Below are 24,270 nucleotides of genomic sequence, written 5' to 3'. Positions count from 1 at the left end.
AGAGTAAGTGCTGAGGCTTCAACTCTGGTCGACCGCTGTGCATGGGACCAGAGTAAGTGCTAAAGCACTAACTCTGGTCGACCGCTGTGCATGGGACCAGAGTAAGTGCTAAAGCACTAACTCTGGTCGACCGCTCTGCATGGGACCAGAGTAAGTGCTAAAGCACTAACTCTGGTCGACAGGAGAATGATTTTGTCGCAGTCCGTCACTCGTCACACTGTGGGCGGCCCCGCTGATCCGGGCGGCTCGTCGCTGCCTGCGCCCGGCGGCACAACGCGTGGCCACGCGCCGAACATGCGGGCGCGCGGGCGCCGTCCTTCGCCTACTGCACGGCGTCAACGACGCGCAGCTTTTCTGTTTCTCGCGCCCGCTTGTGTGATGGTGGCCATTTATGTGATCTGGCCGATTCTGTCGACCATACGCCTGAGCTTCTTCAACTGGGACGGCATGACGGAGCCGACTTTCGTCGGCCTCGCCAATTACACCGAGTTGTTCCATACGCAGACGTTCTATACGGCGCTGAAGAACAACCTTATCTGGCTCTTGCTGTTTCTGCTCGCACCGCCGATGGGACTCGCCGTCGCCTTGTATCTGAATCAGGCAGTGGCCGGCATCCGGATTGTCAAGTCGCTCTTCTTTGCGCCGTTCGTATTGTCCGGTGTGGTGGTCGGGCTGATCTTCTCGTGGTTCTACGATCCGACATTCGGCCTGCTCGCGGTGATTCTCGGCCACGGCGTGCCAGTACTCGGCGATCCGCGCTATGCGACTCTCGGCATCGTGTTCGCGGCACTATGGCCGCAAACGGCCTATTGCATGATCCTTTATCTGACCGGTCTTACTTCGCTGAACGCGGAGCAGATCGAGGCGGCGCGCATGGAAGGCGCGCGCGGCTGGTCAATGCTGTGGCATGTGATCTTGCCGCAATTGCGGCCCACCACCTTTATGGCGATCGTCGTCACGATCATCGGCGCATTGCGTAGTTTCGATCTGATCTCGGTGATGACAGGCGGCGGTCCTTTCGAAAGCTCGACCGTGCTCGCTTATTACATGTACGACCAGGCAATCAAGTACTACCGCATCGGCTATTCGGCGGCGGTGGCTGTCGTGCTGTTCGGCATCATGCTGGTGTACATCGTTTATCACTTGCGGCGGATGCTGCGCGCCGAGCAATAAGGAGCCAACCATGTTTCCAATTCCAATCGACAAGTGGAAACCGGCAACGCGCCGCGTCTACAAACTGACGCTGCCGATCGCATTGCTGATCTGGCTTCTACCGATGATCGCAGTGCTCGTCACGTCGATACGCTCGAGTGAAGAACTCAGCGAGGGCAACTACTGGGGATGGCCGAAGCATTTTGCGCTGTTCGACAATTATCGCGAGGCGCTGACTACTTCGCCGATGTTGCATTACTTCTGGAATAGCGTGCTGATTACCGTGCCCGCAGTAATCGGTTCAATTGCACTCGCCGCAATGGCCGGCTTTGCACTCGCGATTTACCGTTTTCGCGGTAATTCCTCGCTGTTCGCTACTTTTGTCGCAGGCAACTTCGTGCCTGTGCAGGTATTGATGATCCCGGTGCGCGATCTGTCGTTGCAACTCGGCGTGTTCAACACGGTGAGCGCTCTGATCCTTTTTCACGTGTCGTTTCAGACGGGTTTTTGCGCGCTCTTTCTGCGCAACTTCATCAAGCAGTTGCCGTTCGAACTGGTCGAGGCGGCGCGGATCGAAGGTGCGAACGAGTGGACGGTGTTCTTCAGAATCGTGCTTCCGCTGATACGGCCCGCGCTCGCCGCATTGGCGATTCTCGTGTTCACCTTCGTTTGGAACGACTATTTCTGGGCGCTGTGCCTGACGCAAGGCGACGACGCCGCGCCGATCACTGTCGGTGTGGCGGCGTTGAAGGGGCAATGGACGACCGCATGGAACCTCGTTTCCGCCGGCTCGATCCTCGCTGCACTGCCTTCCGTCGCGATGTTCTTCGCGATGCAGAAGCACTTCGTCGCAGGCTTGACATTCGGCGCGACGAAGGGCTAGAGCGGCCACCCGATGACGTTGCAGGCGCGTGCCTGAAGAAATAGAAAATCCAGCAGCGCGTATCGGGCCCGACAGTACGAACGGCAAACGTTTGCGCGATTGCCGTCACGTTTGCCCTCACTAAAGATTGGGATGGGCTTGTCGTTATCTAGTGAAATATGTCAGACCGTCAAACTGACTCGTGCTTGAAGAAGGCACGCGCTGGACAAAAAAGCTCATCGGGGGTACCAATCTTGAACCAACAACGCACGCCATGGACGCGCACGGCGGCTCCGGGGGAAGTCATCTATTCAGAAGGCTTCCTGGGTGACGCAGTCATCTACGTCATTGCGGATGGCAAAGTCGAAATCTCCACCCAGTGCGACGAAAAAAAGGTCATTCTGGCTACGCTCGGCAAAGGCGAATTCTTCGGCGAAGCGGCGTTGTTGCCGCCCGAGCCGCGAGCACACACCGCAAAGGCACTAAGCTTCTGTCAACTCACCGCCATCGCGGGCGGCATTGTCGAAGAAGAACTCGAGCGTGTCTCGCCGCTGCTGCGCCATATCGTGCGCACGATGATCCGTCGCGTCAAAAAGAAAGACGATATTCTCGCGACCAATACACATGCCGATTTCCTACCCGGCGTTCTCTCCTACGCGCACGTTCTTTCCTTGATGGCCGGAGCCGAATCGAACGACAGATTCGATGGACGCGCGCGCCGTCCTCAAAACGAGGAGATCTCGATTCCGCTTCCGGAAGTCATCAAGAAATGCAACGCGATTGCCGGCCATTCGCGTCCGCATGTGATGGCAATGCTCAAGCGCATGGAGAAGCTCAATCTCGTATCCATTGAAGCGGGGCGCTCGGAGCGGCTGAACAATACGTCTGGTCGCTATTCCGCGAGTGACGGCGCAACGGGCCGGCAGCTCATCACGTTCGACCCGGTGAAAATTACCGAACGCGCGCAGCAGGTGGCGGATCACGATCTCGACGTTTCGATCAGCAGCGAACTCGAACTGATCGAACTCGACGATCTGGAGGCCCTGATCGGCGTCGACCGGAAAGTGATTCTGAACAAGCTCTCTCACGCGGAGATCGCCGAGGACATCTTCGCTTTCCGCAAGACCAAGGTACTCAACTACGTCGAGGAAAAGGGTCTCAGTTACTTCTCGCGCCGCAGCGCGCGTGGCGCAGGCGAGTTGAAATCGCTCGACGACCTGGAGTTCGTCGATCAGCGCACGTTATTCGAAGCGGTGAGTGCTTTCGATACCTATGACCTCGCGAAACTGCTATCCGCGTCGGCAGGACAGCCGATTGACGAGCGCCTGCAATCCGTGATGACGGAAGCGAGAAAGAAAGAGGTGTCGTGGGTCATGCGTCGAGAGATCAAGATCGACCCGGTCGAGATCATCGAAATCGAGCAACGGTTCCTCGACACGGTGCGAGCGCTGAAGTCGCCCGTGCCGAATACTGCGCCGGCTGAGTCCTGACGCCTGCGGCGCCCGGTCCGCAAGACCGGGCGCAGTGTCTCAACGTTTAACTGTAATTCGCAGGCTCCTGTAGCCGGTCGCGAGGACGTATGGATCTTTTGACGATATTTGGCGTAGTGTTCGGCCTGACGGCGATCGTCGCGGGCTTCTCGCTCGAGGGCGGAAACTTCACGTCGCTCTTTCAGTTGGAGGCGTTTGTCATCGTGCTTGGCGGCACCTTCGGGGCCGTGATGATCCAGAACACGTGGGCGCGGTTCTATGACGGCGTGAAGCAATTGCGCTTTGCTTTTGTCAAAGCGCGGCAAGTGGATCGCGAGAGCCTCTCCGTTCTGCTCGAATGGGGCGATCAGGCAAAACTCAACGGCATGCTGGTGTTCGAGTCGATCGACGCGAACGGGATTAGCCCATTTGCCAAGCGAGGTCTCGAGTTGCTGGCAAACGGCGTATCGACCGCAGTGCTCGAAGATGCGTTGCAACGCGAGGTCGATGCCTATGAGCGCAATCACACGGCGGCCGCGCGAATCTGGCAGCAGGCGGGCGGTTATGCGCCGACCTTCGGCATTCTCGGCGCGGTGCTGGGCCTCATTCAGGTGACGGGGCATATGCTGGAACCGTCGCAACTGGGGCAGGGCATTGCGGTCGCGTTCGTTGCAACGCTGTATGGCCTGGCCTTGGCCAACCTCGTGTTTCTGCCGCTATATGGAAAGATCCGCGCGCAGGTGGACAGCGAATTGCGCTTCAGGCGTTTGTACCTCGACGGCCTGCTCGCCATCTCGCGCAAGGAATCGCCGCACACCATCGAAACGCGCCTGGCGGGTGACGTGCGCGAACGATCCGCCGAACTGCTCGGCTAGTGGCTCGGCAATGCTCGAGCATCAATTCATGGCGGACTCACGTGTATGAGCACATCCACTGGCAGCAAGCGTCTCCCGACGGACAAGACAGGGCATCACGACGGTCACGATAGCGGCGAGCAGTCGGACCGCTGGCTGCTTTCGTACGCCGATCTGATCACCACGCTCATGGTGCTCTTTCTTGCGCTGTATGTTTTGCAACTCGCTAAAAACAGCGAGCTGCAAATAAAAACGCTGCAGCATCACCCGGTGAAGGAGGCTGTCGACGTGCAGCCGCCCGTTACCGCACCGGATGCAAAAGAAGCTGCGAAGAAGCAACTTCTCTCATTGCTGGAACCGTTGCAGGACAACCGCCAGATCACGATTTCGCACACGCCTCAAGGCGTCGAAATTGCGATTAACGCGAAAGTACTGTTCAATTCCGGCGATGCCCGCCTTTTACCCGAATCGTTCGCTGTGCTGGACCGGATCGCCACGGTACTGCGTGAGCGTGCAAGAAACAACGTTCTGGTTGAAGGGCACACGGACAGTTTGCCGATATCGACGGCGAAATACGAATCCAATTGGGAACTGTCTTCTGCTCGTGCGGGGGCTGTCGTGCGCTTCTTCGCCGACAAGGGCATTGAAGCGCACCGTATGGCCGCAATCGGCCGGGCCGACAATTTTCCGCTGGTTATCGGCAACGACGCGGCGGCCAATGCTGCGAATCGCCGCGTTACGATACTCGTGGAATATTGAACGTCACGGGTCGAGCGCAAGGTACTGGTGTAAGGACTGAATTGCGGCTGCGCCTTCCCCCACGGCCGCCGCGACTCTCTTCACCGAACCGCTGCGCACGTCGCCCACTGCGAAAATGCCCGGCCTGCTGGTTTCGAGGAAATGCGCGGGGCGTTCCGACGTCCACTTGTGAGCGACATCAGGACCGGTCAGCACAAAGCCATTCTTGTCCAGTTCGACGCAGTCGCCAAGCCAGCCAGTGCTTGGCTGCGCGCCGAGAAACAGGAACACGTGCCGGATAGCCTTTTCCTCGATTCGCCCCTGCTGGTTCCACTGAATGGACTCGAGATGTTCTTCACCATTCAGCGCGACGATTTGCGTCCGCACGTGAACCGTGATGTTCGGCGCCGCTTCGATCCGCCGGATCAGGTAGTTGGACATACTCGCGTTGAGTCCTTCGCCGCGAATCACGATATGCACGTGGCGGGCAAATCCGGAGAGAAAGACCGCTGCCTGTCCCGCCGAATTGCCTCCGCCCACAATCACGAGTTCTTCATTCCCGCAAAAAGCGGCTTCCATAAACGTCGCGCTGTAATAGACGCCGCGACCCTGGAAATCCTCGAGGCGTGCAAGCTCCGGCTTGCGATAACGCGCGCCGGTCGCGATCACAACGGCGCGGGCATAAACATGCTCGTCGTAATTCAGGCGAATATGAAAAGGCTGTCCTTTGTCGCATTCGATACCGAGTGCCTCGATCGGCACGCCTACTTCCGCACCGAACTTCCGGCATTGCGACAGGCCGCGTCCCGCAAGTGCCTGACCGGAGATGCCGGTCGGAAAGCCGAAGTAATTCTCGATCTTCGAGCTGGTGCCCGCCTGGCCACCGGGCGCCTTGGTGTCTAGAACCGCAACCCTCAGCCCTTCCGACGCCGCATACACGGCCGCCGCAAGACCGGCGGGTCCCGCGCCGACCACCACCACGTCGAATCGCTCGCCATTCAATCTGTCGGGGCTCAGGCCAATCGCGTCCGCAACGGCGCGATTCGTTGGTCGCTTCAGGACAATGCCCTGCAATGTGACGAGTACCGGCAGATCTTCGTCGGTCGCGCCGTAGCGGTCGAGCAATGCTCTGGCCTCTTCATGCTCGGCAATGTCGAAGTATGCCGACGGTTGCGCGTTGCGGCTCAGGAAGTGCCGCAATACGAGTGTCGGGAAAGAGCCGGAACTGCCGATTACGACTACGCCGCCGTTTTGATCCTGAATGTACGCGACGCGGCGCAGGATATAGGCGCGCATGATCGTCTCGCTCAGTTCCGCTTCGGCAACCACGAGTGCGCGCAGCGACTCCTCGTCGATCACGATGACCTCGCAATCGCTCGTTGCGCGTGCAGACGCCACGGCACCGCGCCCCGCAAGCGTGCCGACTTCGCCGGTAAAGCTGCCGGGCCCGTGAGTACCGAGAAAATGCAGGTTCTCGCCGCTGCCGCGCGTCGCTTCGATAGTGCCTGACACAATCGCAAACATCGGAATGTGGCGATCGCCTTCGGTGAACAGTACCTCGCCGGCGTTCAGCTTGCGCCGCTCGCCGTATCGTTCCAGTACCGCAAACTGCGCGTCGTTCAGCCTGGGAAAGATCTGGTGGTGACGGCTGCCGCCAGCCAGCAGATCTTCACGCTTACCAGAGGTTTTGTCGCTCATGAGGTGTCCGATTAGAAAGACGCACGGTGCAGCACGTCGCTACGCTGCCGGATTGGCACGAGGCTGCGAATAATCGGCAGCACGGAAATGTCGGTGGGCAGCCGTTTCGGCTGAATTGTGCGCCAGAGTCGGTCCGCCAGTAAAGCGCGGCATCAAGCCGGACAGGGCAAGGCGGCACATGCAGCGAGGTGCCGATGCGACGCCGCGCGGGGCTGGCCACATTCAAGTTCGCGCATCTCTTGCCGTTAATAATTAAAGAGCAACAGACAACGAACGGGTTTGGAGAGCATGCGCGATTTCACAGTAAAAAACAGCTTACTCGCAGTACTGGTCCTGTTTGCCGCGATGATCACGTTTGGCGGCGTGGTCGGTGTGTTCGCGCTTGGCCGCTCGAACGAGAACGCGCAGCGGCTTCAGGAGATTGCCACTCAGGAGATACTCGCCAACGACGGCTATAAAGACAGCACCCGTACCCGGGCTGCCCTTACTCGCGCTTACGCGGCGCTGAAGGAGCGCAACGATCTCGCCACTCGCGATTCGGCGCTCGCTAGCGCGCAGCGAACCTTCGATCGCGCTGACGCCGAAACGCGTGCTTTCGCGTCGGCACCTAGATTCGTGGGACAGGACGATGCGCTGAAACAGCAGCTCGTCGACTCGTCGAATGCGCTGGCGGCAACACTGAAGAAGTCGTTCGACGCGCTACAGCGTGGCGACACGGACGCCTATGTTGCAATCAACGACCGCGATATTACGCTTGCGGGTCAGGTCTATTCGGCGAACGTAGAGAAGTTTCAGAACCTTGCCGGTGCGCTCGCGAAGGAGTCCGCGGCGAGAAACGAACGGGAATACGGCTGGATTTTCATGATGGTCGTCACGGGCGTCGCACTTGCTCTCGCATTGATCGTTGCCACGCATTTCGCGTTGCGTAAGATTGTGATCCGTCCGCTACAGCAGGCGTCCAAACTGCTCGACCGGATTGCCGGCAATGATTTGACCACCTCTATTCCTCCAGGCAGCAAGAGCGAAATCGGCCAGTTGTTCATGGCGATGTCGCGCATGCAGGCCGGACTCGCGCAAACGGTGTCGAACGTCCGTGTCAATTGCGAGGCGATTCACGGCGGCGCGCGCGAGATTGCCGCGGGCAACCTCGACTTGTCGAGCCGCACCGAGGAACAGTCCGCATCGCTCGAAGAAACGGCGGCCAGCATGGAGGAGCTCACCTCCACCGTGAAGCAGAACGCGGACAATGCTCGCCAGGCGAGCACGCTCGCGGCAAGCGCTGCCGACGTGGCGCAGCGTGGCGGCGACGTCGTGCAGCGCGCGGTGCAGACTATGACCGCCATCACCGCTAGCTCGCAGAAGATCGCGGAGATCACCGGCATGATCGACAGCATCGCGTTCCAGACCAACATTCTGGCGCTCAATGCCGCGGTGGAATCGGCGCGCGCCGGCGAGCAGGGCCGCGGCTTCGCTGTCGTTGCCGGCGAAGTGCGCACGCTCGCTCAACGCAGCGCGAGTGCCGCGCAGGAAATCAAGTCGCTCATCTCCGCTTCGGTGGATGACGTGCGCCACGGTAATGAACTCGTCACGCAGGCCGGCCATACGATGAGCGAAATCGTCGGGGCGGTTCAAGGCGTTGCGACTATCATGGCGGAGATCACATCGGCGACTGTCGAGCAAACCGCGGGCATCGAGCAGGTCGGCAAAGCCGTGAGCCAGATGGATCAGGTGACGCAACAGAATGCAGCCCTCGTCGAAGAGGCTGCGGCCGCTGCGAGTGCTCTCGAGCATCAGGCTCAGTCGATGACGGATGCCGTGTCGGCATTCCGCCTTCGCTAACCCGGTGTCGACCAATCATATCCAACTCGATCGGAAAATAAACATGGGCATTAAAGCCGTCTCGCGTGCAGTCGCAATCCTGTTAGCCGGTGTGGCGATGTCCGCCGCTACGCATGCGGCAACGTATGCGTATGTGTCGAACGCGGACAGTCAGGACATTTCGGTGTTCAGCCTCGACACATCGAATGGCGTACTGAAGCCCGTGGAAACGGTGGGCCTGGCCGGCACTGTCATGCCGATGGCTTTCTCGCCGGACCATTTGCGGCTTTACGCAGGTGTGCGTTCGAAACCTTATCGCGTGGTGAGCTTCGCGATCAATCCGCTCGACGGCCGCCTCAGCGAACTCGGCAAGGCGCCCCTCGCGGACAGCATGGCCTACGTGTCGACCGATGCGAGCGGCCGCTACCTGTTCTCCGCTTCGTACGGCGGCAATCTGCTGGCCGTGAACAGCATCGACTCGAATGGTGTGGCGCAAGACGTTCAGCAGATCATAAAGACAGGCCCAATGGCGCATGCTATTCGCAACGCGCCCGATAACCGTTATGTATTTGCGTCGGTGCTCGGTTCCGACGCCTGGTTGCGCCTGAAGTTCGATCCGTCGAAGGGTTCACTGACCGAAGACGCCGCGCCCGCGTATTCGCTTGCCGCCAAATCGGGACCACGCCATTTCGTGTTCTCGCCGGATCAGCGTTTTGTTTATCTGATCGACGAACTCGACGGCAAGCTGCACGTGCTCGCATTCGACAATCGGCGCGATTCGGTTAAGCCGGTGCAGACCATTTCCATTCTGCCGCCCAATTTTTCCGGCGATAAGCCGTGGGGCGCCGATGTTCACATCACGCCGGATGGCCGCTTCGTGTACGCGTCGGAACGCACTTCGAGCACGCTCGCTGCCTATCGCGTGGAGCGTGCGTCGGGCAAGCTGACACGTATCGGCACCTACGCCACCGAAAAGCAGCCGCGCGGCTTCAACGTCGATCCGTCGGGGAATTATCTGCTCGCGGTCGGACAACTGTCGACCAACCTGAGCGCATACAGGATCGACCGGAAGACCGGCGCGTTGAGCGCGCTGGGGCAATACCCGGTGGGTAAGGGCGCCAACTGGATCGAGATCGTGCAGTTTGACGGTTCGAACGCCGAGTAGATAACGGCGAGCTGTGACCGCTCGCATCCGCCGATGCAAGACCGCGTCGGCGGCTGCGCAAGCCGCGCCATAGTTCTTTGAAATACGGCAGCAGTTCGAAAACCAGAATCAGCGCGAACAGCGTGACGATATAGGCGATCGGCAACGGCTACGTTTTCGCAGCCAGCCCGAAAAGGGCGGGTTCGCCGCCCGAACGCTGGCATGCGCCTTATTCGATCCCCTCGTGTTTCAACGCGAGTTGTACCGCAGGTCGCGTCCGCATGCGTTGTGCGAAGTCCGCGAGTTTCTGCGGCACCTCGATGTTCACTTTCTTGGCCCATAGAAGCATTGTGAACAGGTACGCGTCCGCCACGCTCGCTTCTGCACCGAACAGATAGTCGCCCTTCAGCATGGTAGAAATGAGCTGAAAACGCTGGCCCAGTTTCTCTCTCGCGGCGCTCGCTTCTTCATCCGACGCGGGTTTGAATACGCGGCCGAATTGCTTGTGCAATTCCGTTGAAATAAAGGCCAGCATCTCCACCAGACGTGTCGCGCCTAACTCGCCCGACGGTGACAGTGACGGCTTGCGTTGGGCGACCCATGAAAGGATTGCGACGTTTTCTGTGAGACGTTGACCGTCGTCGAATTCGACTGTCGGCACATAGCTCTTCGGGTTGATTTCATTGAAATCTTGACCCGTCTCCGTTGTTTTCGTTTTGAGGTCGACGCGCACGCGGTCGAAATCCATACCTGCTTCGTGCATGGCAATGTGATCGGCCAGACTGCACGCGCCTGGTGAATAATAAAGCTTCACGATTCGGCCCTCCTTCTAAGAGTAGTTGACGATTTCTTTCGGGCAGCATTCGGCATGCCTTCCGAAATGACACTTCCAATTCTTAGCGCACAGCGGGTCGGCTATGCGATTTACCGTCCTGCATGTAATGGCTGAATTGCCAGCGCCGCACGCTTACTCGTCGTGATGACCCGGCAGCACTGCGCCAAGCACCTGCTTGGCGGTCTGCACGATTACGTTGCCTTCGTCCGGATCGCCCTTTAGCAGGGTCGATGCAAATGCCTTTGCCTGTGCCAGCGTGATATGCGGCGGCAACGGCGCAATGTTCGGGTCGGCCTTCACCTCGATCACGACGGGACGATCAGCGGCAAGCGCTGTGTCCCATGCGGCGCCCATCTGCTCCGCGTCGTCGACATAAATGCCTTTCAGGCCGATCAATTCCGCGAACTTGTGATACGGCACGGAAGGAATGTCCTGTGAAGCCTCGAATTTCGGATCGCCTTCCATCACGCGCTGTTCCCACGTGACCTGATTCAGGTCCTGATTGTTCAGCACCATGCAGATCCAGCGCGGATCGGCCCAGCCTTTCCAGTACTTCGATACGGTGATGAGTTCCGCCATGTTGTTCATTTGCATCGCGCCGTCGCCGACCAATGCGATTACGGGGCGCTCGGGATAGGCAAACTTCGCGGCAATCGCATAGGGTACAGCCGCGCCCATCGACGCAAGTCCTCCGGACAGCGAGCACATCATGCCGCGCTGCACTTTGAGATCGCGCGCATACCAGTTCGCGCAGGAGCCCGAATCGCTCGTCACAATGGCGTTCGACGGAACGCGTGGCGACAGTTCCCATACGGTGCGTTGCGGATTGACTGCGTCCTTGCCTGGCTCGTGCGCGCGCTTGTCGAGCGTCTTCCACCAGTCGGCAGTCCAGCCTTCGATCGTTTTGCGCCATGCACGGTCCTGCTTATGTTCGAGCAACGGCAGCAACTCGCGCAGCGTTTCCACGCTATCGCCGACAAGATTCACTTCCATCGGATAACGCAGACTCAGCATGTCGGCCTTCAGGTCGATCTGTACACCGCGCGCCGCGCCTTCCTTGGGCAGAAACTCCGAGTATGGAAAGCCCGAGCCGATCATCAGCAACGTATCGCACTCGGTCATGAGGTCGTAGCTCGGCTTGGTGCCGAGCAGACCGATCGAGCCGGTGACCCACGGCAGATCGTCGGGTAGCGCGGCTTTGCCGAGCAGCGCCTTCGCGACGCCCGCGCCCAGCTTTTCAGCGACGGCGATGACTTCGTCGGTTGCGTGCAATGCGCCAGCGCCGACGAGTATCGCGACTTTCTTGCCGGCGTTGAGTACGTCCGCGGCCTGTTGAAGATCTTCCGCTTGTGGAACGAGACGCGGCGCGCGATAGCCGACACCCGAATGCAACGTGCCATGCTTGCGCGCGGGCGGCTCGTAAGGCAAGTCCTGCAAGTCGTTGGGCAGTACGAGCGCGGTCACCTTGCGCTCGGAAAGTGCGGTACGTATCGCGCGATCCACGAGATGGCGCACTTGCGCGGGCACCGAGGCCTGCTGGACGAAAGCCCCTGCGACATCCTTGAACAGCGAGACGAGATCAACCTCCTGCTGATAATGACCGCCGAGTGCCGAACGTGCCTGCTGACCCGTTATCGCCAGCACGGGCATGTGGTCCATCCGGGCGTCGTAGAGTCCCGTGACGAGGTGCGATGCGCCTGGCCCGGACGTCGCGATGCAAACTCCGAGTTCACCGGTGAATTTCGCATGGGCCGATGCCATGAAGGCCGCCATTTCCTCATGACGAACCTGAATGAATTCGATCGGCTCCGGTTGATCCGTGTTCTTACGATGCTTTTTGGCTTCCGTTTGTGCGCGATTCAACGCGCCGAACACGCCATTGATGCCGTCGCCAGGGTACCCAAAGATCCGGCGCACACCCCACGCCTGGAGTCGCTCGATAATAAAGTCGCCGACGGTGATGGACATGGACAGCTCCTCGCAAAAATAATCTTGATGTAGATCCAGACAGGGTTGCAAAGCGCGTTCCGCGTTCTTTCATGCAGAAAGAATCAACTGTGCCGTCCGAATGAAGTGGGCTCGCTTTTTGCTGGTGCGCTGTACAAAAGTGCGATGCGCACGCGGTGCAGAGGGATTTCGCCATGAATAAAGTTGTCGTTGTGACCGGAGCGGGTGCGGGAGTTGGGCGCGCGGCTGCGGAGGAATTTGCGCGGCATGGCAACGATGTCGCATTGCTTTCGCGCGACACGGCGCGGCTCGCGCGCGCCGCCGACGAGATCCAACGCGCATACGGCGTGCGCGCGCTAGCCATTCCGACCGATGTCGCCGATGCGGAGCGTGTAGAAGAAGCCGCCACGCGCACAGAAGCGGAACTTGGCCCTATCGACGTATGGGTCAATGTTGCAATGGCCACCGTCTTCGCGCCGGTGTCGAAACTCACCGCGCAGGAATTCGAGCGGGGTACGAAGGTGACCTATCTCGGCCAGGTGCATGGCACGATGGCCGCGCTATCGCGGATGCGTACGCGCAATCGCGGCACGATTGTCAACGTGGGTTCCGCGCTGGGCTATCGTTCGGTGCCGCTACAGTCGATCTATTGCGGAGCAAAGTTCGCGGTCCGCGGCTTCACCGACGCGCTGCGTTCCGAGATCATTCACGACCGGCTCAATGTGCATTTGACTATGGTCAATCTACCGGCTCTGAATACGCCGCAGTTCGACTGGGCGCTCAACAAGATGGGTAGGAAAGCAAAACCCGTCGCGCCGATTTTCCAACCGGAAGTGGCTGCACGGGCCATCTATTTCGCCGCAACACATAAACGGCGCGAGGTATGGGTGGGTTTTCCGACGGCCAAAGCGATTCTTGCAAACCGCATCGCGCCGGGATTGCTCGACAGATATCTGGCAAAGGCGGGTTACGAGGGACAACTCACCGATGAACCGCTCAGCCCCGACGCGCCTAGCAATCTCTTCGATCCGGTCCCCGGCGATTATGGCGCCCACGGACGCTTTGACAGCGAGTCGAAACCGGCGAGCCTGGAAATGTTAGCGGTTCGGCACCGCGGCGTTTTATGCGCTTTGGCCGGTATCGGGATCGCCGGCGGCATCGGTCTGCTGATCAGAAAGACCCGCGGCGCATAGCGGGCAATTGCGCAGCGGTCCTCCTTGCCGCGCTGGGAGGCGAGAGTAGCCGGGATCGGTAACAATACGCCTGTCTCCGACTGTCTCCACCTGTTACCCCATCGCCCAAAGGAAAGCCATGTCCCAACCGCTCACAATTGATTTCGTCTCCGATATCGCATGCCCCTGGTGCGCCATCGGCCTTTCGTCGCTGCAACTTGCGTTGGCGCGCCTGGGGGACGCCGTGGATGCACAGATCGTCATGCATCCGTTCGAACTGAATCCGCAGATGAGGTCCGAGGGTGAGGCGATTGTCGACTATCTGGGTAAGAAGTATGGGTACACACCCGAGCAGATTGCGCAGACGCAAGCAATGATTCGCGAGCGCGGCGCAAGCGTCGGTTTCAACTTCGGGCCGCGCACGCATGTCTACAACACTTTCGATGCACACCGCCTGCTGCATTGGGCCGGTCTTGAAGGCAAGCAGTTGCCGCTCAAACTTGAATTGCTGCGCGCCTATCATTCCGAGGGCCGGGACCCGAGCAATCATGACGTGCTCGTCGAAGCAGCCCAGACGGTGGGACTGGACGCCAACGCGGCGCGCAACGTGTTGCAAAACGGCGACTACGCCGACGAGGTCCGCGCTGAAGAACAGGAATTTCAATCGCATGGCATCCAGTCGGTACCTGCGATCATCTTCAATCGCCGCTACCTGGTGAGCGGCGGCCAACCTGTCGAGACCTTCGAGCAGGTCATCCAGCAGATTCTCGCCGAGGCGTAATCCGGCACTCCCGAATTGAAACGTCCGCGCGCAATCATGCACGCTGTGACGCAAACGAAGTACCGCTGGAGGCAATCGTCGATGATCACGAAACGGATCGGTGCCACGTTGTTCGGCTTCGCGCTGATGGCGCTCGCCTGCGTGTGTCATGCGCAATACACGACCGACTGGCTTGCCAATACTTACGGCACGCTCGCGGCACACGTCGGCAACGGCGCGCGCTCGATGTGGGTTGCACCTGAGGGCGTCATTTATACGTCGTCGTTGTGGGACGAGAACGAGGGCGGTGTGGCGATTTACCAGAATGGCCAGAGCATCGGCTCGATCGGCACCCACGCTGACTTTCAGGGCAGCGCGATAACAGGCAATGCGACATCGATCTTTACCGCGTTGCAGTACAACAGGTCGTTCGGCAGCGGCTCGGTGGGGCGCTATAACCGTGCGACGAAAGCGCTCGAGCTTCGTATTCCCGTCAGCGTGTGGACCGGCATACCTCACGCCGATGTCATCACCGGGCTCGCCACTGCAGGCACGCTGCTTTATGTCAGCGACTTTTACGGTAATCGTGTTCGCGTCTATACGACCGACGGCGTCTGGCAGCAGGACATTAGCGTATCTGGTCCGGGCGCGCTTGCGCTCGATAGTGCGGGCAATTTGTGGGTCGCGCGAAAAAGTGCGGGCGCCGTAGCCGAATTCAGCGCGGGCGGTGCGCCCTTGAATACGATCCAGATGCCCGCTGCATCGCGGCCGTCGACGCTCTATTTCGACGTGTCGACGGGACAACTCATGATCGGCGACGAAGGGCCCGACATGAACATCAAGATCTACAACGTGGCGGGCACGCCCACATTGGCCGGCACGTTCGGCATTCAGGGCGGCTATCTGGACACGACCACGGGGATCAAAGGACAGGTTGGCGACAAGCGCTTCACGCGTGTGGCGGGCATTGGCAAAGACGCGGCAGGCAATCTGTATGTGCTGAACAATCCGTGGGGCGGCGGCTGGGATCTCGGCCGCAACGGCCCAACGGATCTGCATGCATACGACAGCGCCGGCAATCTGAAATGGAAATTACAGGCACTGAACTTCGAAGCAGTCGCGGCGCCCGATCCCATGACAGACGGTGCCTCGTTTTACAGCGGCGCGCACATTTATACGGGCAGCGCGGGCGGCGCCTTCGTTGCGAACACTGTCGATCCGTTCACGTATCCGTCGGACCCGCGACTGAATATAAACGACACGCAACGCGGGCAGCACTTCGGTCAACTCGTCAGCGTAGGCGGAAACCGAATACTCGTCGCGTCAGGTCAGAATCCCGATACCTTCAACTTCTATCATTTCAACGCGGCGAGCGGCTACATTGCGATACCGGACGGATCGCTTCCGGGGACCGCGTTCAACACCACGGTGAAGGTGACGGGGGGCTTTTGCATCGATAGCCGTGGCGATGTGTGGGCGGGTCTCGACAGGACCAATCATATCTATCACTACCCGCTCACAGGTTTCGACGGAAACGGCAAACCGTTGTGGGGACCGGCAATCACGATCTCCATTCCGATGAGTATCCGGCCGTTGACGCGCATCATCTATCTGCCGGAGAGCGACACGATGATTCTTGCGCAAGGCGTTGCTGGCAGTTGGGACTGGACAGCGATTCAATCGCGCATCGAGGTTTATCACGGCTGGAGTGCGGGCAATACTACGCGGCCACAGCCGGTGATTAAACTCACAGGCGCCAATCCAAAGTCGATTACGGCAGCGGGCAATTATCTTTTCGTCGGGTACGTGCATACGGTGCCGAACATCGACGCGTTCAATCTCACCACGGGCCAACTCGACACTACGTTAGTCAACAACAGTCCCGGTACGGTGGATGTCGGCAACGATGTCGATTCGATGTACGGTCTTCGCGCGTTCGTGCGGGCGAGCGGTGAGTACGTGATCACAAAAGACAACTACAACGGGTCGAGCGTTATTGTTTATCGCTGGACGCCGTGAGCGGGCGCGCTGCTGCGATAGGGCTATCGGATAAGATACGGCCCTCGTGGCAATTTTCCTGCTTAAAAGGAGTGGTTTCAGTGATTCAGCCGAGTAACGTGTTCAAGGAGAACCTTGCGCAAATGCCCGCGATCGAAGGTATCGCGCGCATCGATTTGATCGACGCGCTAGGCACGGTGGTGGCAAGCATCGAGAACAAGCCGGGCAAGCAGGGCTCGCTCGCGGTGTACAACTATTTGCAGCAGACATTCGGCGCGCTCGACGCCAAAGCGGCCGAGCATGGTCTCGCGGTATTCGGCGAACATACCGCCGACGCGCGCAACCGGCCCGGCGCGCATCCGAATGTCGATCTTCTTCTCGCGATTGCAGCGGGAGCGCCGGCTTTGCGCATCGACGTTATTCAGGCGGGCTGAACTCGCTTACGGTGCGCTTGAAAGCATTTTCAGGCGCACCGTCTCATCGTTCCGCCGACTCATATGCTGTAACTCGCTCGCGCCGCGACGCACGGCCGAATAGTGCGAGGTCGCCTAGCCACACTAGGATCAGCGTGGCGCCCATCAACGGAAAGACGATGCCGAGCATGACGAGGCCGGTTTTCCAGCCGCGCATCGGCGGTGCGGCTCTTTCTCGCGAAGGCGCTCCGAGCGTGCGCTGCGGCCTGCGCTTCCACCACATTACACAGCCGGTCACGGCCATCATCGCAAGACCGAGCGAGATCGTCGCGCACAAGATCTGGTTGGCAACGCCGAAATAGCGGCCCATATGCAATGACGTGCCGTAGGAAACCGCTTTCGATATCGCGCCGTAATCCGCATAGCGAATGTCCTTGAGCACCGTGCCGCTGTACTGGTCGATATAGATGGTGCGTTCCTGTTGCGGATCGGCTGGGAAGTACGACACGGTGTACACGCCCGTTGCCGACGTGGGCAACGCGATGTTGTAGCCGCTCGTCACGCCGAGCGCCGCCGCTTGCGAGACGATGCGCCCGAGCGGCAGCGGGGGCGCTGTCTTTTCATCGGCGGAAGAGGGCACCGGTGCATTGCCGACCGCCCACGGCGTTTGCGGCAGCGGCAAGTCGTCCATTACCATGCCGGGCATCGAGTCATGCTGCGCGGCCTGTGCGTCGTGCCCGGCGTGCGTTGCATGAGCTTGTGTTTCGGTTGCGTTCGCTGTTGCCTCGCCGCGCGCCGCGATGGGCAGCACGGAGCGCAACGGCAAGCCGCCCCAGGCGCCGGGCGGCGCGCCGAGATTGGCGGCGCTCGCGAGTGCCTTGAACTGCTTGCCCCATGAGCCGGACCACGGAAGACCCGTCAACACGAATGCCAGCGCGCCGAGTGCGAGCCAGATGCCCATGACCGCGTGAACGCTTTTCCACAGCGGGCGGCCTTTCAGCGTGAGGCGTGGAACCAGCGCATCGCGTGCCCGGGTCGCTCCACGTGGCCACCACAGCGCAACGCCAGTGCCGATCATCACGAGTGTCCAGCATGCGGCGAGTTCCATCAGCAACTCGCCCGGCTTGCCCAGCAACAGCTTGCGATGGAGCATGCGGTCGATCTGCATGAAGCGATGCTCGACGCTCAGCCTGCCGAGTACTTTTGCGTTATACGGATTCAGATAAACGCTCTGCTTTTCTCCATCCGCGAGACGGAAGATGAATTCCATGCTGCGCCCAGAAGAGTCCGGGATAACGGTGGTCACGGCGGCGGCATCGGTCGGCATCGCAGCCCGCGCTCGCGCAAGCAGCACGTCGGCTGGCATACGCGGCGCGGTTTGAGATTCGACAACAAGAAGCTGCGGATAAAGCAGCGGTTCGATCTGGGGTTGAAAGCAGTACAGCGTGCCCGTAATTGCTAGTACGACGAGGAACGGCATCACGAACAGTCCAGCATAGAAATGCCATCGCCACAGCGTGCGATAGCCGTTACCGTTGGTCGTCGTGCCCGATGCGGCGTCATGTTGAACGGTGGTGGACATGGAATCCTTCTGAAGCAAAAATTGTCTGGTTCTTCCGGCTTTGCACGGCGCTACGCATTACATGCGCAGCTTCGCTTCCACGTAGAAGGTGCGACCCGGATAGGGGTGATAGACGAAGTAGCGCGCATCGAAAATGTTATCTACGCCAATGCCCACTTCGCTGAGCCTCGTGGGCTTGAACGTGAACTTCGCGTCCGCCACTGTGTATGAACTCGTGCCGCCGAATACGTCCGGATTCGTGTCGGTGTTGGTGAGCGTGTTGTATTGGCGGCCTGAATAGCGTGCGGCAAGCGTCAGTGCCGCGCGTTCGTCGAAGCGATAGGTCGCTGCAATGTTCGCGCGCCACAGTGGAATGCGATAAAAGTACTTGCCGACGCTCGCGGGGTTTTGCGCATTGGCAATGATCTTCGACTGCGTATAAGCGACGCTCGCAAGCAGATCCAGCCCACGCATGAATACGTTCTCGCCCACATAACTTGTTTCGACACCTCGCGAGCGCACCTTGCCGATGTTCTGGAAGTTCGTCACGCTTGGAATCACGGTCGTGTCCGTCTGGCTGAAGATCGTGTTCTTAACGTCGTCCTGAAACAGCGAGAAGCGGAAGATGCCATTCCAGTGCGCCCATTCGGCTGTCAGTTCTTTTGCGAGATCGTCTTCCGGTTGCAGATTAGGATTGTTATTGACGATTGACGAGCCATTGATTTGCCCCTGGAACAATTCGCTGACAGTCGGGAAGCGATACGCGCGACCAATCGAAGCGCGCAACGTCAGGTCGTCGCTCACGTCGAACGAAAGCGAAGCCTTTGGCGAAAAGTGGCGCTGATTTGCGTCGCTCAGCGCAATCGCGGTACCGGGCAGGGCCTGCGATCCGTCGTACGCATGCCAGTCTTCGTAACGCATGCCATACACGAATTTCCAGCGCGGCAGGAAGCGCCATGCATCTTGCGCGTAGAGCGCCTGAGTTTGCGTCTTGCCGGCGAATGAATTGGCAAACGTAGCGGCTGAGCCATCGCGCCAGTTGAGCGTCGAATAGCTTTCGTTGTCGAGAAAGTAATTGTCGAAGTGATAGCCGAAGCTCAGCGCGTGATTGGCCAGCCCCGCCTGCGTCGACGCCGGTGTGTAGGTGGTTCGCAGATCGAGCGTTTTCCAGCCGGTACCGTCGCCGAAAGTGACGGTGCCCGGGCCATTGCCTGGCGCTCCGGAATTCGCTAGACGCGCGACGCTATCGCCCACGTCGTAATACGATGCGATCGCCTCGCCATTCCAGCCCGTCGCATTGCGCGTTTTCAGCGACACGCCGTACAGCCAGTTCTCGCTATATCCGAGGCTAGGTGCGAACGCGGCTGCTGGAACGGTGTACTCGTATCCGTCAATGGCTACCTTTCCGCTATACACGGCGTTGCCGTTTGCGTCGCGCAGGAAGCTCGACGTCTGGCTGTTATACGTTTGGTGCCAATAGCCCAGCGTGAAACCGCCTTGCAGTGTCGGCGTGAAGTCGTACTGCATCTTCAGCTTGAACTGGTCTTGCACCGTGTGTTCAATGCCTTCGCCGTTGATGCCCAGTATGGCCGTCGGCGTATTGGTCTGGTTGTTGTAGAAGTAGGCGCCCGTCACGGGCGTGTCGCCGGCTCGCGCAGGCGTGCTCGACTTGGCGAGCGTTGCGAATTGCAGCGGCTGGCTCGTGTTCTCCAGATGGTTCACGCCTAGCGAATATGAGAACTTGCCGATCCGGTCGCCAAGCGAAGCACTCGCTTCACTGCCGTTGAAGTTGCGATTCACGCCGTACAGATTGAAATGCTGAGTGAAGGCTTTCACGTCGGCTTCGGCTTCGAATTTCTTCGGCATGCGCGTGGTGATCAGTACGGTTGCGCCGAGCGAATTTCCCGGATATAGCGCGGAATAGGGGCCGTAAATCACGTCGACTTGCTGGATCTCGTCGGGAGATACCATCGACCAGCGCGGCGGAAAAGAATAGCTGTTGCCGAGCAGATTGCTGAGCAGCAGGCCGTCGGCATAGACGAGACCGCGTGCGCTCTGCGTGTTGCTGGTGCCGCGCACCGCGATGATCGAATTCAGATCGCCGATAAAACGCTTGCGGACCGCGAGGTTCGGCATGTACTTCAACACGTCTTCTGTGTTGACGACATTCCAATTGGAAAATTGATCGCGCGTAACGGTTTCGACCGTGGCGGGCAGATCTGGATCGACCGCACGTGTCGCGGCGCTCTCGTAGGCGGCGTTATTCGCACTCACGCTCACAGTGGGCAGCGTGGTATCGGCGCTGACTGTATCGGCGCGAGCCGGCGACGCTGACAACGCCGCGAACCCTGCGAGGCCCGTCAAAGTAGCCGGGAACAATGCGTGCAAATACGACGGAAATGAAGCGCGATGCAATCGCGCGAATGTAAAACCGCGATAGGCGCGTACCGCACGAGCGCCGGCGCAGCGCTCGAAGCGCACGCGAGCGGACAGCCTTCGCAATGCGAAGATGAACATGACAGTTTCCTTGATGCATTGAACGGACGATCGCGCGCACCGTCGACGGATGCGACGAATGCGGTCAATGCGCGACCAGGAACAACGACAATCAGGAAACGACGGGCGGGGCTCTGGGGCGGCCGGAAGGAAACGCGCCGAGTGGTGTGAAGCGGGTGGAGAGAGTAGGCGGTGCAGTGCCTGCAACCACGACGGCTAGCGGCGCATGCGTTGCGGCAACCGTAGGCATTGCCACGTGATGTTGCAGGAGATGGCAGTACCCGCAAGCGCCGAATGCGTCGTCGTGGCTGAGATGGACCGCCATTGCATCGGCATGGCCTGCTTGAACCGCCGCGCCGGGCTGGACCGTTTGCAGCGCGGAACACAGCGCGGCGATCGGCTCGTGCGCGCGGTTGGATACCAGCATCTGACTCACGACGGGCGCGAACACGACGAGCCACATGGCGACGAGGCCAAGCCAGGCTGTCAGGCGGTTGCGGGAACGTGGAGTCATGGCGATGAGCAAGGAAACGCGGGCGATTCTAGCATTGCGCGCCGCTTTTTTCTGCGTGATCCCGGCAATAGCAGCGGATTAACGGTGTAAGACCGCTCATTTCGGGCCGTTACAATCGCTCCGCATCGCTTAATCTGCGTGGTACATGTTCGCTTTCGCGCAACATGGGCGATCCCGTGCGCGAACGCCAGACCCGCAACGTAACCCGACTCATGACTCTCACGCAGACGCTCGCCTCTTCTATCGCCGAACTGAACCAGCAGGCCATGGCACTTTATTCCGCGGATGAGTTTGCCGCGGCATTATCGACCGTCATGCCGGTGATCGAGCGCGACGACAGCGTGCTGGACGACGACACGATTCATGCAATGGCCGACGCGCTCAACATTGCCGGCGCTTCTTCGTGCCGTCTCGGTGAGCCAGACGATGCCGAGCGTTATTGGCGCCGATGTCTGCGCATGATGCCCCGCTACGTCGAGGTATATGAAAGCCTGGGCGCGCTGCTGAAAGCGCGAGGACGTCTGTCGGCGGCAAAGGCAATCTACCGGCAACTTATCGTTCTGCAGCCCGGACATGCAGATGCTCACAATCAGTTAGGCGCAGTGCTTTATGCACAGGGCTATCACGAGGATGCGGAAGTGTCGTACCGCAGGGCGCTCGCGCTTCGCCCGGATCATGCAGAAGCGCACTATAACCACGGCGTCGTGCTGCACGCGCTGCAACGCCCGCATGAGGCCGAAGCGGCTTATCGCGAGACGCTCGTCCGATTGCCGGCGCATGTGGAAGCGCACAACAACCTGGGCAACGTATTGATGGATCTTGGCCGCGTCGCGCAAGCGGACGCTGCTTATCGCGAGGCGCTAACGATCAGGCCGCAATATCCAGAGGCATTGAATAACCTTGCGGGCGCACTCAAGGCGGCGCAGCGCCTGACGGAGGCAGAACTCGCGTGCCGGCTTGCGTTGACAATGCGCCCCGATTACGCGGAAGCCCACGTGAATCTCGGTGCGACGTTGACCGATCTTCAGCGTCTGCCCGAGGCCGAGGCGGCCTACCGCAAGGCAATCGCGCTTCGTGCCGATTACGCCGAGGCTTACTACAACCTCGGCATTACACTCTTCAAGCTCGAACGTCTGACCGAGGCCGCAGCTGCTTACCGCGAAGCGGTTCGCCTGCGTCCCGGCATTGCGCCCGCGCACAACAACCTCGGCTGCGTGCTGCGGCTGCTCGACTGTTTGCCCGAAGCTGTCGAGTGCTTCGAGCAGGCGCTGTGCATTCATCCCGATCTCGCGGAAGCGCATTACAACCTCGGTGCTACGCTCGCACAGCTGAAGCGCTTGCCCGAAGCGGAGAGTGCGTATCGTCGCGCGCTCGACTTACGCGCCGATTACGGCGACGCGCGCTTCGGGCTCGCCACGTTGCTGCTCGGCATGGGGCGCTTCGAGGAAGGGTGGCGGCTATACGAATGCCGCTATCAACAAGCCGGTTTCGTGCATCGGCACACTGCTCAGAGACTGAGTTGCCCGCAGTGGCAGGGCGACGCGCTGTCGGGGCGTTCGCTGCTCGTCTGGCAGGAAGACGGTCTTGGCGATATGCTGCAATTCAGCCGTTATTTTGCCTTGCTAAAAGCGCAGGGCGCAGCGCATATCGCGTTCGCATGCGCGCCTGCGCTGCAGAGGCTGATGGCTCGCGTAGACGGCGTTGACGCCGTGCTCGACCACGACACGGCCACCGCGCGCGCGTCCGCTTACGACTGCTGGACGAGTCTGCTGAGTGCGCCTCTGCATCTGCGCACGACTGTCGACACAATCCCTCGACCGGTTCGGCTTGCGGCGGAACCGTCGCTCGTCGAACGGTGGCGGACCGTGCTCGACGCGCTGCCGCCGGGTCGCAGGATCGGCCTCGTATGGAAGGGCAACGCGAAGCATCATAACGACGCAAACCGCTCGATTCCGTCGCTCGCGACGCTCGCGCCGCTGTGGAGCGTGGCCGGCGTGAGTTTCGTGAGTCTGCAAAAGGGGCAGGGCGAGGACGAAGCACGAAACCCGTCTGCCGCTCAGCCGTTGCTTCACGTTGGCTCGATGGTGACCGATCTGGCCGACAGCGCTGCGATCATCGGGCAGCTCGATCTGGTGATTTGCGTGGATACGTCAATCGCGCATCTCGCTGCGTCGCTAGGCAAACCGTGCTGGGTGATGCTGCCGGAAAAAGATGTCGACTGGCGCTGGATGCACGAGCGTAGCGATTCGCCGTGGTATCCGCACACGCTGCGGCTATTTCGCCGCGAGCGAGGGGAGGAGTGGGCCGTGGCCGTCGAAAGAGTGAGGCAGGCGTGCGTGGCGCGATTCGGCGTGCGTAATTAGTCGGGAGGAATGCAAGCCGGCCACTACTCGCCGGCAATGCGGCTTCGAGCCGCGAGCTACTTCGCCCGCTTCGGCTTTGGCTTTTTGCTGGACGTGTTGAGCGCGATTGCGGCTCGAATGAGGGCCTTGAACGCATTCGCGTCGAGTTCTTCCCCCTCATGGATGTCGATTGCGCGCCGCACGTTTCCGTCGAGACTCGAGTTGAAAAGCTTCGCCGGGTCTTCTAACGATGCTCCCTTTGCGAACGTCAGTTTCACGACCGACTTGTAAGACTCGCCTGTGCAGATGATTCCGTCATGCGACCACACAGGCGTGCCCATCCACTTCCATTCTTCCACCACATCCGGATCCGCCTGCTTGATGAGCTTGCGCATTGCGCTCAGGGTAGTCCCGCGCCAGTCTCCGAGGTCCGCGATTCTTTGGTCGATCAGTTCGGAGGCCGACTGGGTTTCTGTGGAAGCGGAGCGGTTCATATC

19 protein-coding genes are annotated in these 24,270 nt (G+C 60.0%); 12 read left to right on the top strand and 7 right to left on the bottom strand.

Annotation, left to right across the window (positions count from 1 at the left end; genetic code table 11):
- Window positions 1–186: 186 nt before the first annotated feature.
- From JMY24_RS11215 to JMY24_RS11195, 5 genes are all read left to right on the top strand, one after another.
- The gene (locus JMY24_RS11215; protein ID WP_201702052.1) at window positions 187–1,173 is read left to right on the top strand and encodes a carbohydrate ABC transporter permease; all 987 of its coding nucleotides are present in this window, start codon (window positions 187–189) and stop codon (window positions 1,171–1,173) included.
- Window positions 1,174–1,183: 10 nt separating this feature from the next.
- The gene (locus tag JMY24_RS11210) at window positions 1,184–2,035 is read left to right on the top strand and encodes a carbohydrate ABC transporter permease (RefSeq protein WP_020068273.1); all 852 of its coding nucleotides are present in this window, start codon (window positions 1,184–1,186) and stop codon (window positions 2,033–2,035) included.
- Window positions 2,036–2,268: 233 nt separating this feature from the next.
- Window positions 2,269–3,504, top strand: a complete 1,236-nt coding sequence (locus JMY24_RS11205) for a Crp/Fnr family transcriptional regulator (RefSeq protein WP_128596491.1) — start codon at window positions 2,269–2,271, stop codon at window positions 3,502–3,504.
- An 89-nt stretch (window positions 3,505–3,593) separates the two neighbouring features.
- Complete coding sequence (locus JMY24_RS11200) at window positions 3,594–4,358, top strand: flagellar motor protein (RefSeq protein ID WP_128586254.1); 765 nt, start codon at window positions 3,594–3,596, stop codon at window positions 4,356–4,358.
- A gap of 45 nt (window positions 4,359–4,403) precedes the next feature.
- Entirely contained in the window at window positions 4,404–5,096 is a 693-nt protein-coding gene (locus JMY24_RS11195) for an OmpA family protein (protein ID WP_128586253.1), read from the top strand.
- 3 nt (window positions 5,097–5,099) lie between these two features.
- Here the strand turns inward: JMY24_RS11195 and JMY24_RS11190 are convergent, their stop codons facing one another.
- Window positions 5,100–6,773: an FAD-dependent oxidoreductase gene (locus JMY24_RS11190; RefSeq protein ID WP_128596492.1), complete on the bottom strand. Its 1,674-nt coding sequence runs from the start codon at window positions 6,771–6,773 to the stop codon at window positions 5,100–5,102.
- A 288-nt stretch (window positions 6,774–7,061) separates the two neighbouring features.
- On the opposite strand from JMY24_RS11190, the gene JMY24_RS11185 reads away from it, so the two are divergent.
- Window positions 7,062–8,612 carry a methyl-accepting chemotaxis protein gene (locus JMY24_RS11185; RefSeq protein WP_201702050.1) on the top strand — a complete coding sequence of 517 codons (1,551 nt, stop codon included), beginning with the start codon at window positions 7,062–7,064 and terminating at the stop codon, window positions 8,610–8,612.
- A gap of 43 nt (window positions 8,613–8,655) precedes the next feature.
- Window positions 8,656–9,756, top strand: a complete 1,101-nt coding sequence (locus tag JMY24_RS11180) for a lactonase family protein (RefSeq protein WP_128596494.1) — start codon at window positions 8,656–8,658, stop codon at window positions 9,754–9,756.
- A 208-nt stretch (window positions 9,757–9,964) separates the two neighbouring features.
- Here the strand turns inward: JMY24_RS11180 and JMY24_RS11175 are convergent, their stop codons facing one another.
- The gene (locus tag JMY24_RS11175; protein ID WP_128596495.1) at window positions 9,965–10,549 is read right to left on the bottom strand and encodes a glutathione binding-like protein; all 585 of its coding nucleotides are present in this window, start codon (window positions 10,547–10,549) and stop codon (window positions 9,965–9,967) included.
- A 153-nt stretch (window positions 10,550–10,702) separates the two neighbouring features.
- Entirely contained in the window at window positions 10,703–12,538 is a 1,836-nt protein-coding gene (locus JMY24_RS11170; RefSeq protein WP_128596496.1) for a thiamine pyrophosphate-requiring protein, read from the bottom strand.
- A gap of 173 nt (window positions 12,539–12,711) precedes the next feature.
- Between JMY24_RS11170 and JMY24_RS11165 the strand changes: the two genes are divergently transcribed.
- The 4 genes from JMY24_RS11165 (at window position 12,712) to JMY24_RS11150 (ending at window position 16,881) form a co-directional block, all read left to right on the top strand.
- Window positions 12,712–13,710, top strand: coding sequence for an SDR family oxidoreductase (locus JMY24_RS11165; RefSeq protein WP_128596497.1), 999 nt, complete (start codon window positions 12,712–12,714; stop codon window positions 13,708–13,710).
- Between the two features lie 118 nt (window positions 13,711–13,828).
- The gene (locus tag JMY24_RS11160) at window positions 13,829–14,470 is read left to right on the top strand and encodes a DsbA family oxidoreductase (RefSeq protein WP_128596498.1); all 642 of its coding nucleotides are present in this window, start codon (window positions 13,829–13,831) and stop codon (window positions 14,468–14,470) included.
- A gap of 81 nt (window positions 14,471–14,551) precedes the next feature.
- Window positions 14,552–16,468, top strand: coding sequence for an SMP-30/gluconolactonase/LRE family protein (locus JMY24_RS11155; RefSeq protein WP_128596499.1), 1,917 nt, complete (start codon window positions 14,552–14,554; stop codon window positions 16,466–16,468).
- Between the two features lie 80 nt (window positions 16,469–16,548).
- Complete coding sequence (locus JMY24_RS11150; protein ID WP_128596500.1) at window positions 16,549–16,881, top strand: DUF2322 family protein; 333 nt, start codon at window positions 16,549–16,551, stop codon at window positions 16,879–16,881.
- Window positions 16,882–16,924: 43 nt separating this feature from the next.
- Here JMY24_RS11150 and JMY24_RS11145 read toward each other — a convergent pair whose 3' ends face one another.
- The 3 genes from JMY24_RS11145 to JMY24_RS11135 all read right to left on the bottom strand — a co-directional run bounded on the left by JMY24_RS11145 (window position 16,925) and on the right by JMY24_RS11135 (window position 21,431).
- Entirely contained in the window at window positions 16,925–18,442 is a 1,518-nt protein-coding gene (locus JMY24_RS11145) for a PepSY-associated TM helix domain-containing protein (RefSeq protein ID WP_201702048.1), read from the bottom strand.
- Between the two features lie 57 nt (window positions 18,443–18,499).
- Window positions 18,500–20,938 (bottom strand): TonB-dependent receptor, encoded by a 2,439-nt coding sequence (locus JMY24_RS11140; RefSeq protein ID WP_128596501.1) that lies wholly within the window; start codon window positions 20,936–20,938, stop codon window positions 18,500–18,502.
- A gap of 91 nt (window positions 20,939–21,029) precedes the next feature.
- Window positions 21,030–21,431: a DUF2946 domain-containing protein gene (locus JMY24_RS11135; protein WP_128596502.1), complete on the bottom strand. Its 402-nt coding sequence runs from the start codon at window positions 21,429–21,431 to the stop codon at window positions 21,030–21,032.
- 212 nt (window positions 21,432–21,643) lie between these two features.
- On the opposite strand from JMY24_RS11135, the gene JMY24_RS11130 reads away from it, so the two are divergent.
- Window positions 21,644–23,794, top strand: a complete 2,151-nt coding sequence (locus tag JMY24_RS11130) for a tetratricopeptide repeat protein (protein ID WP_128596503.1) — start codon at window positions 21,644–21,646, stop codon at window positions 23,792–23,794.
- A 56-nt stretch (window positions 23,795–23,850) separates the two neighbouring features.
- On the opposite strand, the gene JMY24_RS11125 is transcribed toward JMY24_RS11130, so the two are convergent.
- Window positions 23,851–24,267, bottom strand: a complete 417-nt coding sequence (locus JMY24_RS11125) for a DUF1801 domain-containing protein (protein WP_128596504.1) — start codon at window positions 24,265–24,267, stop codon at window positions 23,851–23,853.
- Window positions 24,268–24,270: the final 3 nt, after the last annotated feature.

The sequence above is a fragment of the Paraburkholderia kirstenboschensis genome (assembly GCF_904848585.1).
Lineage (GTDB): Bacteria > Pseudomonadota > Gammaproteobacteria > Burkholderiales > Burkholderiaceae > Paraburkholderia > Paraburkholderia kirstenboschensis.
The sequence above is the reverse complement of the archived record's forward strand: the minus strand, read 5'-3'. Positions and strand labels throughout refer to the sequence as shown.

What these genes read in the sequence shown, in the direction of transcription:
- JMY24_RS11215 (WP_201702052.1), top strand. Translation starts at nt 187, where the DNA reads ATGATTTTGTCGCAGTCCGTCACTCGTCACACTGTGGGCGGCCCCGCT.
- JMY24_RS11210 (WP_020068273.1), top strand. Translation starts at nt 1,184, where the DNA reads ATGTTTCCAATTCCAATCGACAAGTGGAAACCGGCAACGCGCCGCGTC.
- JMY24_RS11200 (WP_128586254.1), top strand. Translation starts at nt 3,594, where the DNA reads ATGGATCTTTTGACGATATTTGGCGTAGTGTTCGGCCTGACGGCGATC.
- JMY24_RS11195 (WP_128586253.1), top strand. Translation starts at nt 4,404, where the DNA reads ATGAGCACATCCACTGGCAGCAAGCGTCTCCCGACGGACAAGACAGGG.
- JMY24_RS11190 (WP_128596492.1), bottom strand. Translation starts at nt 6,773, where the DNA reads ATGAGCGACAAAACCTCTGGTAAGCGTGAAGATCTGCTGGCTGGCGGC.
- JMY24_RS11185 (WP_201702050.1), top strand. Translation starts at nt 7,062, where the DNA reads ATGCGCGATTTCACAGTAAAAAACAGCTTACTCGCAGTACTGGTCCTG.
- JMY24_RS11180 (WP_128596494.1), top strand. Translation starts at nt 8,656, where the DNA reads ATGGGCATTAAAGCCGTCTCGCGTGCAGTCGCAATCCTGTTAGCCGGT.
- JMY24_RS11170 (WP_128596496.1), bottom strand. Translation starts at nt 12,538, where the DNA reads ATGTCCATCACCGTCGGCGACTTTATTATCGAGCGACTCCAGGCGTGG.
- JMY24_RS11165 (WP_128596497.1), top strand. Translation starts at nt 12,712, where the DNA reads ATGAATAAAGTTGTCGTTGTGACCGGAGCGGGTGCGGGAGTTGGGCGC.
- JMY24_RS11160 (WP_128596498.1), top strand. Translation starts at nt 13,829, where the DNA reads ATGTCCCAACCGCTCACAATTGATTTCGTCTCCGATATCGCATGCCCC.
- JMY24_RS11155 (WP_128596499.1), top strand. Translation starts at nt 14,552, where the DNA reads ATGATCACGAAACGGATCGGTGCCACGTTGTTCGGCTTCGCGCTGATG.
- JMY24_RS11145 (WP_201702048.1), bottom strand. Translation starts at nt 18,442, where the DNA reads ATGTCCACCACCGTTCAACATGACGCCGCATCGGGCACGACGACCAAC.
- JMY24_RS11140 (WP_128596501.1), bottom strand. Translation starts at nt 20,938, where the DNA reads ATGTTCATCTTCGCATTGCGAAGGCTGTCCGCTCGCGTGCGCTTCGAG.
- JMY24_RS11135 (WP_128596502.1), bottom strand. Translation starts at nt 21,431, where the DNA reads ATGACTCCACGTTCCCGCAACCGCCTGACAGCCTGGCTTGGCCTCGTC.
- JMY24_RS11130 (WP_128596503.1), top strand. Translation starts at nt 21,644, where the DNA reads ATGACTCTCACGCAGACGCTCGCCTCTTCTATCGCCGAACTGAACCAG.
- JMY24_RS11125 (WP_128596504.1), bottom strand. Translation starts at nt 24,267, where the DNA reads ATGAACCGCTCCGCTTCCACAGAAACCCAGTCGGCCTCCGAACTGATC.